This window comes from Winogradskyella sp. (genome assembly GCF_028289625.1).
In the GTDB taxonomy this organism is placed as follows: domain Bacteria; phylum Bacteroidota; class Bacteroidia; order Flavobacteriales; family Flavobacteriaceae; genus Winogradskyella.
Map to the genome: position 1 here is coordinate 52,814 of NZ_JANQOM010000040.1, position 14,300 is coordinate 67,113.

Consider the following 14,300-nt stretch of genomic DNA (forward strand, 5'->3'; position numbering starts at 1 on the left):
CTATTGAAACTGTTTCGAAACGTTTTCAGCCTTTCTACTTTCAGAATAATCATAAAAACCTTCACCAGATTTTACACCTAGCTTTCCTGCTCTTACCATATTTACAAGAAGAGGGCAAGGAGCATACTTTGGATTTTTAAAACCATCATACATTACATTTAATATAGACAGGCAAACATCTAATCCTATGAAATCTGCTAATTGTAATGGGCCCATTGGATGCGCCATTCCTAATTTCATAACCGTGTCGATTTCTTGCACACCAGCTACGCCATTGTATAGTGTTTCAATGGATTCATTAATCATTGGCATCAAAATACGATTGGCCACAAACCCAGGGTAATCATTAACTTCTGTAGGAACCTTACCTAAAGTTTTGGATAATTCCATAATGGTGTTTGTAACTTCGTCACTTGTACTATAACCTCTAATGATTTCTACCAATTTCATAATTGGTACGGGATTCATAAAGTGCATCCCAATAACCTTATCCGGTCGTGATGTTACGGCAGCGATTTGAGTAATAGAAATAGATGATGTATTGGTTGCCAAAATAGTATCCTCTCCACAAGCCTCATCAAGTTGCTTAAAGATTTTTAATTTTAAATCTACATTTTCGGTTGCAGCTTCAACAACTAGACTTGCATATTCAACACCTTCGGTAATATCTGTAAATAAAGTGATATTGTCTAAAGTCGCTTGCTTATCGGCCGCAGTAATTTTTTCTTTGGCCACCATTCGGTCTAAGTTTCTCGAAATGGTTTCCACACCTTTTTTAAGGGATATCTCGTTAATGTCTATAAGTTGTACTTTAAATCCAGATTGCGCAAAAGTATGGGCAATTCCGTTTCCCATGGTTCCTGCTCCAATTACGGCTACGTTTTTCATATTAATTATTTTGGTGACTGAGGCTCTCAAAGTCACATCACATTAATATTATGGTCACTTCGAGAGCCTCAGTGACCAGTAATTTTTAAGAATTTAAAACTGATTTATAATCATTGTTGCCACTCGCAAAGCTTCTGTACCATCATGCAGTGTTACAATAGGTTTTGTGTTGTTATTGATAGCATCAGCAAAAGTTTCGAGTTCATCCAAAATAGCATTATTATTCTCTATTTCTGGATTATCAAAATAGATTTGTTTTTTTACTCCTTCTGCATTTTGAAGAATCATATCAAAATCACCAGGGTTCTCAGGCGCATCCTTCATTTTTACAACTTCGCATTTTTTCTCTAAGAAGTCAACAGATATATAGGCATCCTTTTGGAAAAAACGCGTTTTACGCATATTCTTGAGAGAAATGCGACTTGCTGTGAGGTTTGCAACACAACCATTTTTAAACTCGATGCGTGCGTTAGCAATATCTGGTGTTTCACTTACCACAGAAACACCACTAGCAGAAATGTGTTTTACGGGTGAATTTACAACACTTAGAATAATATCTATATCATGAATCATTAGATCCAAAACCACAGGTACATCTGTACCACGAGGATTAAATTCAGCCAAGCGATGAGTTTCTATGAACATCGGATTTTCAATCTTATCACTTACTGCTATGAAAGCAGGATTAAAGCGCTCTACATGGCCTACTTGTCCTTTAACTCCATGTTCTGCTACTAATGTTCTAATGGTCTCAGCTTCTTCAACAGTATTTGTAATTGGCTTTTCAATAAAAATATGCTTCCCTTTACTAATCGCTTTTTTTGCACACTCGTAATGTGAAAGGGTAGGAGTTACAATATCTACAACATCAACAGAGTCTATTAGATTATCGATGGAATCAAAATAGGTGTACCCAAATTCTTCGGCTACACGTTTTGCATTTTTGGTATCTGCATCATAAAAGCCAACAAGCTCATACTTATCGGATTGATTGAGTAACCTTAGATGAATTTTTCCCAAGTGACCAGCACCAAGAACACCAGCTTTAAGCATGTTTTTCGATTTTTAACAAAAATAGGCGTTTTGCATCAAAAATTTAAAAAAGAACCTATAAAAAACTACGAATTCAATAATTGAATTTTGAGATAGGAATTTGCTTTTCTTTGGGTTAATTTTGTGTGAAACTAAACTAAATTTGAAAGATACATTTAAGCATAAAGGGATGCGTCAACAATTGGTTGACTCCATAAGAAAACATGGTGATATTAAAGATGAAGCTGTACTCGAAGCTATTAATAAAGTCCCAAGGCATCTTTTCATGGATTCGGGCTTTATAGATCATGCTTATGTGGATAAAGCTTTTCCTATTGCCGCAGATCAGACCATTTCACAACCTTATACTGTAGCGTTTCAAACCGAATTATTACAAGTGAAACCAGGCCATAAAGTTTTGGAAATTGGTACAGGCAGTGGCTACCAATGTGCTGTTTTGATTGAGCTAGGCGCCAAAGTTTATAGTATAGAACGGCAACAAGAGCTTTTTAAAAAAACATCTAAGTTTTTGCCTAAAATTGGATACAGAGCCAAAAAACTAGTTTTTGGGGATGGCTATAAAGGTTTACCAGAAGAAGCACCCTTCGATGGTATAATTGTCACAGCAGGAGCTCCTTTTGTCCCTAAAGCTCTGTTAAGTCAACTTAAAGTTGGTGGACGATTAGTAATTCCCGTTGGTGAAGACGTACAAACCATGACACTTTTTATAAGAAAAGGGCCAAAGGAATTCGAAAAACATGAGTTTGGGAAATTCAGATTTGTACCTCTATTAGAGGATAAAAACTAATCGGTAGCCTTCTTGTAGGCTTCCGCACCTCCAACAATGGGCAGCGTTAAGGTTGTTTTATCTAATTCAATGGTCAATTCCGTTCCCGGCTTCGGATGAATCGTAAAATCTTGGTCACTGGAAAAAATCATCAATCCGATTTGTTGATTTGCTTTAATAATTTGATCATCTGGTTGTAATTCAAAATTCACTGTATAAGAACGTCCAGGCACCAAATCTTCTTCATCAGTTAAGGACTCATGGTTTTTCGGATCTGCCCAACCTCGAGTTATGATATTATCCGTAATTTTTTCTGCCGTATCATCCCAAGGTAATGCCACTAACCAAACGGATAGATTCGCTGCTGGTTTATTACTTGACAATGTAATACTCACTTTTGGAACTCCTGAAATATGAAGGTCACTTTTCAGTTTGGGTGTTGCGTACAATAATCTATGCTTGGAACTTTCGGCCTTGGCAAGATCTTTTCCTGAAAAAGATACATCGTCTGTAAGAGTTTCTTTTATTTTAGAACTTTTGTTAAGAGTTAAACCGCCAGAAGTACCGTTACCATCAGAAGTAAGATTCAAAGTAATATCTTTGGCCTCAGGATTAGGATAATCTAAGTAGGCTGTGGGTTGTTGTCTGTCATCATACTCTCTAACGATATAAGCTTTATTTTGCTCTTTGTCAACTCCGTTATCAACTCCATGAAGATATTTTGTAAACCATTTGTTCATCATAGAAGTTGGTGGTGGTCCACCATGGCCATTTTGATGATAATAAATTTGGTGTGGTAAACCTTTTTCTTTGGCAGCTTTGTAAATGCGATAGCTATGCTCTGGCATTACATTCCAATCGTTAAAACCATGGGACATCAATAGTGCGGCTTTCATATTATCCATTTGATTAAGGTAATCGCGTCCAGCCCAGAAATCATTATAATCACCTGTTTGCCTATCCATCCCATTCATCATTTCGGTGTCACGTACTACTTTATTATTGTAAGCACGCTTAGACTCATCACCACTGTGTATAAAATCATAAAGCACATCGATATCTTCTCCCAAATAACCACCTGGAGAACGTACTAGACCATTGGAACGGTAATAATGATAGTATGATGTATTTGGAGCAATGGGTATAATAACTTTCAGGCCTTCGACACCTGTTGTTGCTGCTGCTAGAGGTAAAGTACCGTTGTATGAAGTCCCTGTCATACCAACTTTTCCTGTAGACCAGTAAGCTTTGACTTCTTCGTTGCCATTACGTTCGGTATAACCTTTTGCACGTCCACACAACCAATCAACCACTGCCTTTGGTGCTAAGGATTCGTTGGGTCCACCAACTGTAGGAGCTCCATCAGATAAACCTGTTCCTGGTGAAGATGAATGCACTACTATATAGCCTCTTGGCACCCATTTTCTAAGGTGTGAGTTAGAAATAATTGGGCGTTGCCCACGACGTTTCACTTCTGGATGTGTACGTTCTTTGGATTTCCCTCCAAGCTCACGCTTTACATCCCACATAATACCAGGTACATCACCAGCTACTCCCGCAAAATATGGACTTGTGACATAAATAACGGGAAGTTGTAAACCTTCGGTTTCGGTTTGTTCTGGCCGTGTTACCGAAACGTGCATACGATCTAACTCTCCATCACCATCGGTATCAAACTCAGTCTCTACCCAAAGGTCATGACGTAACCATTGTTCTGAATCACTAAACGCTTCGATAATTTGTGCTTCGCCATCTTTAAAAATAGGTGCTGCTTTTTCTGTTGTGTTTTGAGCACAGTTGAGAATGGTAAAGCTTAATGCTGCAATTAATAAGAAGTTAGATTTGAAAGTCATAGATATTTTGATTCGAAATTTTTATAAAAATAAGCACTATCTCTTAGTCGTCAAATTCTTTAAGATAAGTTTCATAAACTTTTTAGGTTTTAGCCAATGGTAGTGATTTTGACTTATTAAATTTGTATCGAGAACTTAAATTTATTTAAAAGTTAATGCTACAAGTTGTAGCCAATTAACAGAAAGTATGAAAAGACACGTCTTACTTTTATTATTTTCAATTACAGTAATTTCTTGTGGGCCTTTCTTAAAAGTTAGTGAACTTAAGAAGAATGGGAGATTCAAAGCCAGCAAAGTAGCTACAACCCTAAAAAGTGTTCCTTTTGATTTAGATACGCACAAGGCCTTATTAGTTGTGCCACAAGACGAATCCAAGTTTTTTATAGGAATGGCTAAAAACATCAGTTATTTTGATAGGGTTATAACCTTTGAAAATTTAGAAAAAGAAATTGAAAAAGCTGGAAACTTGGATAAAATTAGTTCTTTACGTGGTCTTGATAGATGGAGTAAAGCCTATGAAATTTATCAACCGTTTCTTATTCTAACAAATGATTTTAGGGACGAGGATGAAACGTATTGGCAATTAAAATTAATCAATCCCGCAAATAACGAAGAATTGTTTGTAAATGAAATACCTTATGACTTTGACAAAATTCTTTGGATAACTGATAAGAACACTTATAACCCTACTTACAATGGACTTATTGAGTACATTGAGTCTAATTCTACAACTTATAATAAATAAAACTCATGTGATAGAAAGATTTAATTTTTTTAGATTTATAGGGATGTTTATTACTGTATATTAAACCTATGATTAGACCAATTACCTTACTTTTCCTTTTATGTTCAATTACAACGTCAGCCCAGTTCAAGGCAGGTAATATTGAACTGAATTTTGGTGAAAGTACTCCTAAAGAACTTGGGAATGTAATGACCATTGCAGGCCTAGCAAATGATTCAATCTTTACTTTAAGTAGAACAAAAAAGGAATTCTTTTTTCAAACTTTTGATGCTAAAACTAAGCGCTTGACATCGAGCAAACCTTTTGAAATACTTAGAGATTATGAAATAAGAGACTATATTTTTGTTGGTAAAAAGCTATTCTTAATGCTATCTGCTTTTAATGAAGCCACTAATAACTACCATTTTATTGCTAAAGAAGTTAAGAACAATGAAATAGTAAATAGTACTACAATCCTTTCTATTAATGCCAAGCGTAGGTCAAGAAAAGGGGAGTTTTTATATAAACGATCAAATGATGGCCTAAAATATTTGGTGACACATGTAAACAAAAATTACAGAAACCCTAACGTAGTTTATACTCTAGTTCTTGTAGATGAAAATCTTAATAAAGTTTTTACAGATGAAAACACTATAATATCTGAAGAGAAACGTGTGTGGTCATTTAAGTTCTCTGATACAAAATTTACCGATAAAGGTGATATAGTTTTCGCTGTTACTGAAAGTTATAGAAACAGAAAAGAAAAAAATAAATATAATGAAGTTACAGTTTTTTCATACCAAGCAAAAAATGCCTTTCATAGAACGCAAATAGAAATAGAACTAAAAGATAATTATATAGCAGATTGCACAGTAGTTCCAACTAAAGATAATCGGCTACATGTTACTGGTTTTTATTCCAAATTGAATAAAAGAGGGAAAAGACAATGGGAATTTGAAGGCATATATGACATTGTTATTGATGACAAAAAGGGAGAGGTACTTAGCACAACATTTAATCGCTTCCCTTGGCACATAAGGATTTTAGGCGATTTTTATCACGATTTTTATAAAAATATAGCATTTATTGAAAGAGATAATGGCGGCATCATTGTATTGTCAGAATATGATGTAAAAGGAGAGCCAAGCACGCTTGACATTTGGCCTTTAGCATGGGTAACTTATTCTTTTGATTCTGGAAGTGTAATAATCACAGCCCTAAACCAAGATGGTAAATTAGATTGGTCAAATGTTGTCCCAAAACTTCAATGGATGAGCATTGATATTATTGGAATTCAGTTAATACCTAGCCCAAATTTTACCCAACCTGGAACTATGAATTTTCCTTTGGTGGAGATGGGGACTGGAGAAGAATATTTAAGTATACTTCCAATATATAAAAATGGTAAGTTGACCGTGTTCTATAATGACCATCACAAAAGTACAAGTGAGAAATTAAGAACTTTGGAAGGCCTAAATCGGATGACAACAGTTGCCTCCACATATGATTATGAGAAAGCTGAGTATGAATATATTAAACCAGAAGAGTTCCAAAAAGGACAAATTAATTTAAAGCCTTTGATAAATTATAAAATTTCAGACAACAGATATTTAATTTATGGAGGGAATAAAAAAGAAAACGCACTTGGTGAGTTGAGAATTATGGAATGAAATAAAACTGGCTTTAACGATGTGTATAGTTCATTATGGCTGAATTTTCGGTAGAAAATTCAGTCCTATTCGTTGTCTTTCGGTCACGACGAAAAAATCAGCTATGATATTCCGCGACAAGCCAAAAAAAGCCAATGACTCCATCTTTTAAATTGGTAATCATAAGGGATTTATCCTTTCGGTAAATAGACTTCAGGAATAGGATGTGCTTCAGATTCTTGCATCCAAAAGATATTGATAATCCACCAACGCTCACCGTCATTCATCAATTGAATGCTATTAATTCCTCTCATAAAAGGTTCTTTATCATCTTTTTTTCTAAAGGATTCGTAGGTGCTAAAAACCTGTGTTATATTGCCAAAAGTATCGACCTCTCGATTTAGTTCTACTTCATAAAAACCATTTTCAAACAACCATTTGCCAGAGCTATTTATATAGTCATCTGGTGTCATATAACGTGCGGAATGCTTGCCTTCTTGGGTTTTACCAATCGGAATCAACTTGGCCTCTTTATGGAATAGATACTTAAACAATTCCCAATCGCGTTCTACACCTGCGTCACCAGAAATCACAGCGTAAAGCGTTTCAATGGTGCTATCTAAGGATGCGACATGTTTGGAGTAGCCTTTGGTTTCTTCTTGGGCATAAAGCCCAATGGAAAATAGACATAATTGAAGCATAAGTTTTTTCATGAGGATTTATTTAAGCAATCCATAAAATGACTTTCGTCAGAACGTTCCATTTTCCATGTATTCTTTCGAAAATGATTATATCAGAACCGGCACATCTACCACCACAATAGTAATTATATCTTAATGCTGCTAAATTTCCTGAATAATTAATTTTGCACAGTCTGATGAAAAATCTAGATCTTATTTGATTTTTATCTTCTTTACGCAATTCAAGTGCTTCATTTCGAGTTAGAATTTTTAAATAAATATTCAGAGAGAGTAAAGTGTCATTTTTAAAAGTATTTTGATCCTCAAAATTTTGAATAATGTTCTTCATATCACTTTTAAAAATAGAGTCAGTATTAATTCTGTTTGATACTATTGAATCTATTTCAAATCGCCATAGATCAATATGATTCCGATTTAACTTTTGCTCTTCTATTATTAAAGTGTCTATATGTTTATTTTGACCGAACCTTAAATCATCCGAGAATACTTGAAGGTAGATTTCCAAATTATCATTTTTTGTTTGAGCATATCCAGCATTAAAAATGACTCCTACAAAGAATAATAAATATTTCATCTTATAAAGTTAAAAGAATTTCAACCCAAACAAAATAGCATCTCCCTGAAAACCTCCTTGGTAGGAGCGGATATAATCAAACCTTAAGAACCGGAATTTTCCCCAACCAATATTATCGATACCTATGGTAAATTCTTGGTAAGGTTTGTTATCTGGTATGGCCAAATTATGGGCGCCTACAATAAGATTGAAGTTGAGTTTATTCAACAAAGGTATTTTACCCAATATAAAGCCATTAAAATCGTGTTCGGCATGCATTTCTAAATAGCTGTCATTGGTGCTTAAATCGTAGTACCCTAAATTATTGAATACATCGGTATAATTGCCACGTGTGCTTATACTAATTTGGTTGCCGTTAAAGTGTTGAAAATCCATAAAAGCGATATCATCCGCATTAAAGAACTTACCCGTTCTTATGTTGTACCTAAAACGACCTTTATCGGCAATATTGAAAGATTGGTATAATCTGGCTTTTATTTGATCAAAATTATAATCGTCAGTAGTTGCGTTAAATCCCTTTTCATAACTCAATACAAGGGTTGGATAAGCATCATTACTAATATTGAATTTACTGTCAGGGTAACTCAGGTATTTCTGTCCAAAATTAAACCGACCAGTGACATTTAATTTTACAATATTATGATTATCAAACGGAGCATCCGTACTTGTTGGTTCTAAGGGATTGTTGCTTAAATACTCTTGATCAGCTCTTGGATAGAAGGATTGGTCAGTGGTATTAAAAAGCGCGTTTCTTTGCTCATAAGAGATACTGGAAAACAATCGAAACCCATTAAACAATTCTTCGGAATAATTGAGTTGAATAAAACGACGTTCGTAAAGCTTCATGTAGTTTTCCTCAAGAAATAATGTTGCAAGAGTATTACCTAATGGTGTAATGGGATTAGCAGGATTGAACTGCTGCACTTGTTCACCGCCAGACAAGGTTATAATACGTCGATTGGTGTCATTAAATTTGTACGTCAATGATCCGGTAAGGCGTAAGCGTTCATCCGAAAAGCCATATTGTAGACCTGCATTAGCCGTAAAGTAACGCCTAAATTCATCATAACGTTGGGTAAAGAATAGATTTACCTTTCCGGTATAACCTTGAACCGTATTAAACTGAATACCTCCTAAAGGAATATCAAACCCTACACTATAATTTTTGTAGGTGTTTCGGTATGTGTATCCTAAGATATCGCCTAGCTTCAATTTATTTTCAGCACGATCTACAGAATCCAAATAGGTTTTTGATTCTCGTACTATTTGAATGCTATCTTTTTTAATGTAATCCGTACGTTCCTCTAATGTTAAAGGGACAGGTCGTATTTGCTTCCAGAATATGGAGTCTTTTTTATTAGCTTCGTTTTCAAACGCTACCAATTCTGGTCCAAAATCTTTTCGAGTCAGCCCAGAATTGAATTCATAATTACTGTAAACGGCAGTAAAACGGCCTCCTCCTTTGATGCCTAAAATGCCATATTTAAAATCAATACTTTGCGAAATCAAAGCCCATAAACTGTCATTTTCTGAATATGAAAAGCTTTGCTTTAGCGATATTAAATCAACTGCCGGAATCCTAGCTTGTGTTCCTGTAATATCGAGCTCAATGGCGTATATGGTCCATTGTTCATCAACGATATAAATCGAACCCGAAAAAACAGGATCGTTTTCTCGTTTAGGAATAACATTAACTTTGTTGATAAGATTACCACGGTCATCATAAAAGACTCCTTCTAATTTATAGCGATAATAACCAAAAGCATTATTGGCAATAGGTGATACAATTTCGTTTCCGAACTCTATGGTATTATTGTAAAAATTGAAGTCAACGTCTTGGGCATTGTTAAAGCTAAACCCACTATCGTTACCACTTACTTTTGAAGCTGTAATTTTTTCTTTGAGCAAGTTTGGTCTTAAATATTGAATCTTAGAAATAGTCTCTGACAAATAAATAATGCCACTTCGTGTGGAATCTAACCCTCCTCCTAAATCGCCTACCTCTTGACCAAGTATTTTTTCTGGTGCATCTTTTATTCGGATCAATCCACGTGAATAAAAATCAGCTTTAAACGAATTTATTTTTTCAAGATTTTCTTTTCGTTTGGCAATGGCTTGCCTAATGATGGTATTAGCAGGATTGTCCTCTGCGTTAACTACAACTTCACTTAGCGAGACCGATTCCTCTTCGAGCATAACATCGATTTGATAAGGGAATTGATTGATGTCAACCGTCTTTTTTACTGTTTTATACCCTAAATACGTATAGACAATGGTATAAGCCTTAGCTTCTGATATATTGAGTTCATAATAACCGTCGTTATTGGTGGTTGTGCCTTTATAGGTGTTTTCAATAATAACATTAACAAAAGGGAGCGGTTGATTTTTATTATCGGTTATGGTACCTGTAATTTGGGCTAAGGCTACTGTACTAAATACAATAAATAGTAAGCTTAGTAAAGTTTTGTTCATGTATTACGATTGATGGTTATACTAGTACAGACATAAAAATTAAACGAATGGTTGCCTATATTGTTTCAAACATAGACTAAAATTAATAGTAGAAAGGTTATAGCAATCTTAAAGTTATCGAAAACTTTTCTTAATGCGGTCTAAATTGCGCTTATTGTCTCGGTCTTTAATAGTTTCACGCTTATCATAGAGTTTTTTTCCTTTTGCCAATGCGATTTCTAGTTTTGCCAGACCTTTATCATTAATATATAAAACCAGAGGGATAATGGCATTACCCTTAACGTTAACTTCGCGTTCAAGCTTTTTAAGTTCACGTTTATTAAGTAGTAATTTACGCTCTGCTTTAGGTTTGTGGTTATAATAGTTACCAAAAGCATACTCTTCAATGGTCATATTAATCACAAAAAGTTCACCGCTTTCATTAAATTCACAAAAACTTTCGGCAATAGAAGCTTTGCTCGCTCTGATAGATTTAATTTCAGTGCCAGTAAGTACAATTCCAGCCGTATATTTATCCAATATCTCATACTGAAATTTAGCTTTTTTGTTACGTATGTTAACCGTTTTTTGCATGGAGGGCAAAGGTAGTTGTTAAAGTTAAAAGTTAAAAGTATTACGTTAAAAGTTGAAAGCTGTAATCAAATCTTTAGCTTTACGACTTTCAATGTTCAAATATCAAATATGAAATATACATATATTATACTGTTAATATTTTTAGTTCTTAGCTGTAAAAATGAGCAAAAACCAAATCCATTAACTGCTGATGAAATAATCGGTGAGTCCATTGCTGTATCTGGTGGCGAAACGTTTGAAAATTCGGTTATTAGATTCGATTTTAGGGATAAATATTATGTCGCCCGGAGACATAAGGGTAACTTTTCGTTAATTAGAATTTTTAAGGATGGTAAGGATTCGGTTTTTGATTTACTGTCTAATTCTGGCTTTGAACGTTCAATAAATAACAACCGTGTGAGACTTGAAGATTCCATGGCGGTTAGATATTCGGCTTCTGTAAATTCTGTGCATTATTTTTCAATATTACCATACGGATTAAAAGACGAAGCGGTGAATAAGTCTTTAGTAGGTGAGGAAAAGATTAAGAATAAGGAGTATTTTAAGGTTAAAGTAACGTTTAATGAAGAAGGTGGGGGCGAAGATTTTGAAGATGTATTTATCTATTGGATTAATAAAGATACATTTAAAGTAGATTACTTGGCTTACTCTTATAATGAGGATGACGGAAAAGGCATGCGTTTTAGATCGGCTTATAATGAGCGTTACATCAATAGCTTACGTTTTGTGGACTACAATAATTACAAGTCTGAAGATAGCACAGCATCACTTCTAGAATTAGGGAAAGCATTTAGTAGCAATCAATTAAAACTATTATCTAAAATTGAGCTAAACAACATAGATGTAGATTTAATCAACAAATAAAGGTGAAGCTTCTTATGAAATAAATTACTTCACCCTTTATCATAAATATTTGCACAATTCAGCGACCTAAATAACCACCATCTACTGGGATTATAGTGCCTGTAACATAATCACTCGCAGAAGATGCTAAGAATACTGTAAGTCCTTTTAAATCTTCACCAGTTCCCCATCTTTTCATCGGAACTCTCATGAATACTTCTTCAGTTCGTTTCTTATCATTAATTAAGGCTGTATTTAATTGGGTGTCCATATACCCAGGAGCTATAGCATTAACGCAAATACCTTTTGCAGCGAGATCATTTGATAGGGCTTTTGTAAGTTGGCCTACGCCACCTTTTGAGGCAGCATATGCTGGAATTGTTATTCCTCCAAGGAAACTCATTAATGACGCGATGTTTATAATTTTCCCACCATTGTGCTGTAGCATGGTATTAATCGCGTATTTACAATAATAGAAAGTCGCATCTAAGTTAATAGCTATAACTTTACTCCATTCTTCTTCTGGGAAGTCTTCACTAGGATACCTTCTTTGAATACCAGCGGAATTCACTAGGATATCTACTTGTCCACCAAGCAGTTCTAACGCCTTACTGTAAGAACTTTTTACTTCTTCAATCTTACTTACATCAGCTTTTATTGGGTCGACGTTTAGATTATTATCCTTGAAAGTTTTGCAAATGTCATACATTCTTTCGTCGAGGTCAATGATAACAACTTGGGCTCCAGCTTCAGCTAAACCTTCGGCTATTGCTTTACCAAGGTCGCCAGCACCACCGACTACAATTGCTTTTTTGCCATTTAGTTTAAATTTTTCTAATATGTTTTTACTCATTTTAATTTCATAGGTTAGGGTTATTATCTTTAATAATGACTATAGTCATCGGGATTCCATAACTCAGTCCATTCCAGAACCATATCTTGTCCTTCTTCGTCTTTTATTTCTAAGATATTTTGAATGTCTAAAATAGTTTGATTGGTTTCAGCTACTGAATCTGAAACTGTATAAATTCTATAAAGTACTTGTCTTTCAGTTCCTATCATTGCGGGCTCTACCACATCACCTTCTTTAAAGCGCTCTACAACAAAGATGACGTTTTTATGATTTTTAAGTTCTTCTAATCCTTTTATTGATGCAATTTTTCCGGCGTTAAGCAATACCCAAATTGAACATGCTTTTTTCCCCCGCATCATATAATCATTTTGTTCCGCAAAATTAGGTTCACCAAAAACTCCTGTTAAAGCGAAATTTAACAACATTTTTCTATGGTCAAAGCCATTGACATGTGCCAAATGTATATGAGGAGCTTCACCTTGTAATCTAAAACCAGGGTCGTAACTATAAAACTCTCCATTTTCCACAAAGAATTGAACATTTAAGACTCCATTCTTCACATTAGTGGCTTTAAATAATTCACAAAGTTTTGGATGAACATTTTCCACAAATTCATTGGTGAGTTTAGATGGGTAGATTGTGGCTAAACCAATAGGACTCGAATTACCCTGAATTCTTGTTAAGCATCTGTCATACACAGCCGATAAATAGGGTTCTCCATCTTTAAATGTGTAGTAAGCTGCCATATCATCACAATTAGCATCCATATATTTTTCTACCAAGACTACACCCTTCTTAGAGAATTTTAATGCGTTTCTTACAGTATCATTATAATCGGCTTCATCTCGACAAATCTTCATGCCAACACCTCCACCGCTGTCCACAGGTTTTACCATTAATGGAAGATTCACATTTTTTGGTTTACGTATTTCTTCACCTTTCTGAATGTATATACCAGGTATATCTTGTACGCCATATGCTTCGCAATAGCGTTTATACCCATCCTTACTGCAAAAAGCTTCGATTGTACCGTCAGTAGCATAGCACGGAAATCCAAGTATTTCGCAAATTTCTTTGTAAGGTTTTACAAGGATGTCAGCAACTCCAACAAGGACACCATCTACATTTCTATCCTTAGCAACTTTTACAATACCATCAATATCAAAACCGTCTATATTATAGGTTTCCGCTGCAAACTTTTTAGCAGGTGCATCTGGATTAGGATCAATTACAATGGTGTGTAATCCCATATCATTGGCTACTTCAACTAATACACCTGTTTCGGGATTTCCGCCTAGTATGATTATTTTCTGTTTCATTATTATTGATTTTTTAAGGGATTTAAGTTAAA

Annotated in this window: 13 protein-coding genes; 4 read left to right on the plus strand and 9 right to left on the minus strand. The window is 34.8% G+C overall.

The genetic code is table 11. The annotated features are described in order from the left end of the window. Both Q0992_RS08885 and Q0992_RS08890 read right to left on the minus strand, forming a co-directional pair. Positions 1-888: a 3-hydroxybutyryl-CoA dehydrogenase gene (locus tag Q0992_RS08885; RefSeq protein WP_299522644.1), complete on the minus strand. Its 888-nt coding sequence runs from the start codon at positions 886-888 to the stop codon at positions 1-3. Between the two features lie 93 nt (positions 889-981). After that, complete coding sequence (locus Q0992_RS08890) at positions 982-1,941, minus strand: Gfo/Idh/MocA family oxidoreductase (RefSeq protein ID WP_299522647.1); 960 nt, start codon at positions 1,939-1,941, stop codon at positions 982-984. Positions 1,942-2,083: 142 nt separating this feature from the next. Between Q0992_RS08890 and Q0992_RS08895 the strand changes: the two genes are divergently transcribed. Beyond that, complete coding sequence (locus Q0992_RS08895; RefSeq protein WP_299522650.1) at positions 2,084-2,728, plus strand: protein-L-isoaspartate(D-aspartate) O-methyltransferase; 645 nt, start codon at positions 2,084-2,086, stop codon at positions 2,726-2,728. Here Q0992_RS08895 and Q0992_RS08900 read toward each other — a convergent pair. Next, positions 2,725-4,560, minus strand: a complete 1,836-nt coding sequence (locus tag Q0992_RS08900) for a Xaa-Pro dipeptidyl-peptidase (protein ID WP_299522653.1) — start codon at positions 4,558-4,560, stop codon at positions 2,725-2,727. The two genes, Q0992_RS08895 and Q0992_RS08900, sit on opposite strands and share 4 nt — an antisense overlap. A gap of 187 nt (positions 4,561-4,747) precedes the next feature. On the opposite strand from Q0992_RS08900, the gene Q0992_RS08905 reads away from it, so the two are divergent. Both Q0992_RS08905 and Q0992_RS08910 read left to right on the plus strand, forming a co-directional pair. Then, complete coding sequence (locus Q0992_RS08905; protein ID WP_299522656.1) at positions 4,748-5,305, plus strand: hypothetical protein; 558 nt, start codon at positions 4,748-4,750, stop codon at positions 5,303-5,305. Positions 5,306-5,373: 68 nt separating this feature from the next. Further along, positions 5,374-6,954: a hypothetical protein gene (locus tag Q0992_RS08910; RefSeq protein ID WP_299522659.1), complete on the plus strand. Its 1,581-nt coding sequence runs from the start codon at positions 5,374-5,376 to the stop codon at positions 6,952-6,954. Positions 6,955-7,124: 170 nt separating this feature from the next. Here the strand turns inward: Q0992_RS08910 and Q0992_RS08915 are convergent, their stop codons facing one another. From Q0992_RS08915 to smpB, 4 genes are all read right to left on the minus strand, one after another. Next, on the minus strand, positions 7,125-7,646 hold the full coding sequence (locus tag Q0992_RS08915) for a hypothetical protein (protein ID WP_299522661.1): 522 nt from the start codon (positions 7,644-7,646) through the stop codon (positions 7,125-7,127). Positions 7,647-7,656: 10 nt separating this feature from the next. Then, positions 7,657-8,208, minus strand: coding sequence for a hypothetical protein (locus Q0992_RS08920; RefSeq protein WP_299522664.1), 552 nt, complete (start codon positions 8,206-8,208; stop codon positions 7,657-7,659). A 9-nt stretch (positions 8,209-8,217) separates the two neighbouring features. After that, on the minus strand, positions 8,218-10,680 hold the full coding sequence (locus Q0992_RS08925; protein ID WP_299522667.1) for a DUF5686 and carboxypeptidase regulatory-like domain-containing protein: 2,463 nt from the start codon (positions 10,678-10,680) through the stop codon (positions 8,218-8,220). A 114-nt stretch (positions 10,681-10,794) separates the two neighbouring features. Continuing rightward, a complete protein-coding gene (gene smpB / locus Q0992_RS08930) occupies positions 10,795-11,253 on the minus strand; it encodes an SsrA-binding protein SmpB (RefSeq protein ID WP_299522670.1) in 459 nt (152 codons plus the stop codon). Positions 11,254-11,361: 108 nt separating this feature from the next. Between smpB and Q0992_RS08935 the strand changes: the two genes are divergently transcribed. Beyond that, positions 11,362-12,117 carry a DUF6503 family protein gene (locus tag Q0992_RS08935; protein ID WP_299522673.1) on the plus strand — a complete coding sequence of 252 codons (756 nt, stop codon included), beginning with the start codon at positions 11,362-11,364 and terminating at the stop codon, positions 12,115-12,117. Positions 12,118-12,175: 58 nt separating this feature from the next. On the opposite strand, the gene Q0992_RS08940 is transcribed toward Q0992_RS08935, so the two are convergent. Continuing rightward, complete coding sequence (locus Q0992_RS08940) at positions 12,176-12,949, minus strand: SDR family oxidoreductase (protein ID WP_299522676.1); 774 nt, start codon at positions 12,947-12,949, stop codon at positions 12,176-12,178. A gap of 29 nt (positions 12,950-12,978) precedes the next feature. Beyond that, positions 12,979-14,268: a carbamoyl-phosphate-synthetase gene (locus Q0992_RS08945; RefSeq protein WP_299522679.1), complete on the minus strand. Its 1,290-nt coding sequence runs from the start codon at positions 14,266-14,268 to the stop codon at positions 12,979-12,981. Positions 14,269-14,300 lie beyond the last annotated feature (32 nt).

What these genes read in the sequence shown, in the direction of transcription:
- Q0992_RS08885 (WP_299522644.1), bottom strand. Translation starts at nt 888, where the DNA reads ATGAAAAACGTAGCCGTAATTGGAGCAGGAACCATGGGAAACGGAATT.
- Q0992_RS08890 (WP_299522647.1), bottom strand. Translation starts at nt 1,941, where the DNA reads ATGCTTAAAGCTGGTGTTCTTGGTGCTGGTCACTTGGGAAAAATTCAT.
- Q0992_RS08900 (WP_299522653.1), bottom strand. Translation starts at nt 4,560, where the DNA reads ATGACTTTCAAATCTAACTTCTTATTAATTGCAGCATTAAGCTTTACC.
- Q0992_RS08905 (WP_299522656.1), top strand. Translation starts at nt 4,748, where the DNA reads ATGAAAAGACACGTCTTACTTTTATTATTTTCAATTACAGTAATTTCT.
- Q0992_RS08910 (WP_299522659.1), top strand. Translation starts at nt 5,374, where the DNA reads ATGATTAGACCAATTACCTTACTTTTCCTTTTATGTTCAATTACAACG.
- Q0992_RS08915 (WP_299522661.1), bottom strand. Translation starts at nt 7,646, where the DNA reads ATGAAAAAACTTATGCTTCAATTATGTCTATTTTCCATTGGGCTTTAT.
- Q0992_RS08920 (WP_299522664.1), bottom strand. Translation starts at nt 8,208, where the DNA reads ATGAAATATTTATTATTCTTTGTAGGAGTCATTTTTAATGCTGGATAT.
- Q0992_RS08925 (WP_299522667.1), bottom strand. Translation starts at nt 10,680, where the DNA reads ATGAACAAAACTTTACTAAGCTTACTATTTATTGTATTTAGTACAGTA.
- smpB (WP_299522670.1), bottom strand. Translation starts at nt 11,253, where the DNA reads ATGCAAAAAACGGTTAACATACGTAACAAAAAAGCTAAATTTCAGTAT.
- Q0992_RS08935 (WP_299522673.1), top strand. Translation starts at nt 11,362, where the DNA reads ATGAAATATACATATATTATACTGTTAATATTTTTAGTTCTTAGCTGT.
- Q0992_RS08940 (WP_299522676.1), bottom strand. Translation starts at nt 12,949, where the DNA reads ATGAGTAAAAACATATTAGAAAAATTTAAACTAAATGGCAAAAAAGCA.
- Q0992_RS08945 (WP_299522679.1), bottom strand. Translation starts at nt 14,268, where the DNA reads ATGAAACAGAAAATAATCATACTAGGCGGAAATCCCGAAACAGGTGTA.